The 2,923-nt window shown below is 36.4% G+C and carries 3 protein-coding genes; all 3 read left to right on the top strand.

What is annotated here, in order from left to right; translation table 11 throughout:
- Window positions 1–116 (top strand): AraC family transcriptional regulator (locus K0R93_RS19325; protein WP_300304961.1); only part of this gene is annotated, 116 nt, incomplete at its 5' end.
- Between the two features lie 246 nt (window positions 117–362).
- Window positions 363–1,862, top strand: a complete 1,500-nt coding sequence (locus tag K0R93_RS19030; RefSeq protein ID WP_300304959.1) for a sugar ABC transporter ATP-binding protein — start codon at window positions 363–365, stop codon at window positions 1,860–1,862.
- Between the two features lie 38 nt (window positions 1,863–1,900).
- Window positions 1,901–2,860 carry an ABC transporter permease gene (locus K0R93_RS19025; protein ID WP_330685231.1) on the top strand — a complete coding sequence of 320 codons (960 nt, stop codon included), beginning with the start codon at window positions 1,901–1,903 and terminating at the stop codon, window positions 2,858–2,860.
- Window positions 2,861–2,923 lie beyond the last annotated feature (63 nt).

Genomic DNA, 2,923 nt, shown 5'->3' with positions numbered 1-2,923 from the left:
TCTTTGAAGAAGCCGGATATTCAAATCAACAGTATTTCAGTAAGGTCTTTAAAAAGATTACCGGAATGACCGTGATGGAATATAAGGAAAGCAGGAACCATAAAAATAAAAATTAGATTGAAGGAACCTTCGTAAATGAAGGTTCCTTTATATTTTGTTTAAAAATTCTTAATTTCGTATACAAAAACAATAATTTAGTATAAAAAAAGGTCGCAAAAAGTCGAAATTTGTTCAACTGAGTAAAATTGTACTAAATCAGAATAACCTAGAGCGTTTATTTGATGATAAATATTCATTATCATTGAAATAAGGAAAAACGTAAGTTCAAATCAAAAAAACAGATAAAGGAGAATCTATAAGCTATGAATCTGGATATAAAATTAAGAGTCTCTAATGTTGAAAAATTTTTTCCAGGTGTTAAAGCATTAGATAAGATTAATTTTGCTGTTAGAAAAGGAACGGTACATGTCATTTGCGGTGAAAACGGTGCCGGAAAATCTACCTTGATGAAGGTGATCAACGGCATATACAAGCAAGATTCAGGTCAAATTCTAATTGATGAAAAGGTTGTAGACATCAAAAATCCAATTGAAGCACGAAGCCTTGGAATTTCTATGATTTTTCAAGAACTCAATTATATGCCTGAAATGACCATTGAAGAAAGCTTGTTTGTAGGCAATTGGCCAAGAGACAGATATGGCAAGGTTGATTGGAAGGAAATTAGAAAGCGAACATTAGCGTTATTGGAAAAAGAAAATCTTAACTATGCACCTGAGACTAAGCTGAAGGATCTCACGGTGTCAGATATACAGATGCTGGAGATTTTAAAGGCAATTTCATATCATTCAGATATCATTATCATGGATGAGCCTACATCCGCTATTACACAGAAGGAAGTTGAGGTTCTATTTAAGAAAATCAACGAACTTAAAGCGCGTGGCACATGCATTATATATATCTCTCATAAGATGGATGAAATATTTAGAATTGCAGATGAAATCACAGTATTTAGAGATGGTTGTGTTGTGGATTCAAGACCAAAAGAGGATTATGACATGGAAACGGTCATTACCCAAATGGTAGGTAGAAAAGTGGAAAGCATTTTCCAAAAGGAAGATATTAAGCTGGGAGAGCAAGTATTGCAGGTGAAGGGCTTCACAAATCCAGGCAAGTTTAAGAATATAAATTTTGAAATTCGCAAAGGTGAGATTGTTGGCTTTGCAGGCTTAATGGGTGCAGGCAGAACAGAAGTAATGAGAGCCTTGTTTGGACTGGATGAATACCAATCAGGAGAAGTCATCATCAAGGATAAAAAGGTTCATATTAGAAGCGTCAGTGACAGCATAGACAAGAAGATGGTTATGCTGTCTGAAGATAGAAGGCGATTTGGAATCATTCCGGTTCGTAGTGTCAGAGAAAATGTTGCCTTGTCTAGTTTGAAAAAGTTTATTTATGGCGGAAGACTTCATGCAGATATAGAGAATCAGACAGTTGAAGATTTATGTAAGAAAATGAATGTGAAGACACCATCCTATGAAACATCCATTGAGGCATTAAGCGGAGGCAATCAGCAAAAAGTGATTTTGTCCAAATGGATGGTTACTGATCCGGATATTCTAATTTTGGATGAACCGACCCGAGGAATTGATGTAGGAGCTAAACATGAGATATATAAACTGATGACGATGCTGGCCAAGCAAGGAAAAGCTGTTATCATGGTCTCATCGGAACTACCTGAATTGATTATGATGTGTGACAGAATATATGTCATGGCAAAAGGTGAAATAACAGGTATGCTGACTAGAGATGAGTTTACACAAGAAAAAATCATGGCATATGCTACTGCAACGAAAACTCAATAGGGGGAGAAAAGAATATGAACACAGTGAATAAAAGTAAATTGTGGACTAACCTAAAAAGTAAGTACAGTATCTACATGGTATTGTTAGCACTTTTCTTGGTTAGCTGGCTAGCGAATGAGAATTTTGTATCTGTTGAAAATTTATTAAATATCTCTACACAAATTTCTGTAGGTACAATACTGGCTTTTGGTCAAACCATTTTGATTATTTCCGGAATGCTGGATTTATCCTCTGCTTCTGTACTAGCCTTGGCAGGGGTACTATCAGTATCAGCTTATAAAATGACAGGATCATTGATGATCGCATTTGTAGTCGCTATCTTGATAGGTGTCTTGTGTAACGTGTTAAATGGATTAATGGTTACAAAGTTTAAGGCACCGCCATTTATCGCAACTCTTGCTATGATGACAATGGCCCGTGGAGCTGCACTGATGTATACAAATGGTCAGAATATCTACCAGATAGGCGATTACGTGGTATTTGGTCAAGGAAGAATCTTTGGAATACCGGCACCTATTATCTTTATGATTGGTTTATTAGTGATTACATGGTATCTACTAAAGCATACAGTGTTTGGAAGATCTGTTTATGCGATTGGCGGGAATGAAGAAGCAGCAAATGCTTCCGGTATTAACGTCAACAAGATAAAAATGCGCGCTTTTATTATCAATGGTATATTCGTTGGTATTGCCGGAATATTATTCATGTCTCGTATCAATGGAGGAATGCCGAACGGCGCAATTGGTTATGAATTCAAAGCGCTTACAGCAGCCGTTATAGGTGGAACAAGCTTTACAGGCGGAATTGGAACTGCATCAGGCACTTTAGCCGGTGCGTTTATCGTTGGATTCTTAGATAATATCATGGTACTGGTAGGTGTTAACTCATACCTTCAACAAATTGTCCGTGGTGCAATCATAGCTCTTGCAGTTATTTACGACATATGGGCAAAAACAAAAAGAACAAAACTGAAGCTTGGAAACGCCGAAAGCAAATAGTCTTCAATAGAGCAATCTATTAAGATAAATCAAAAATTTTAAGGGGGAAGTAAAATGAAAAAG

This window comes from Anaerosolibacter sp. (assembly GCF_029240175.1).
In the GTDB taxonomy this organism is placed as follows: Bacteria; Bacillota; Clostridia; order Peptostreptococcales; family Thermotaleaceae; genus Anaerosolibacter.
This window is presented reverse-complemented; position numbering and strand designations above follow the sequence as displayed.

Bases quoted from the DNA above. Each gene is read 5' to 3' on its own strand.
- K0R93_RS19030 (WP_300304959.1), top strand. From the start codon at position 363: ATGAATCTGGATATAAAATTAAGAGTCTCTAATGTTGAAAAATTTTTT.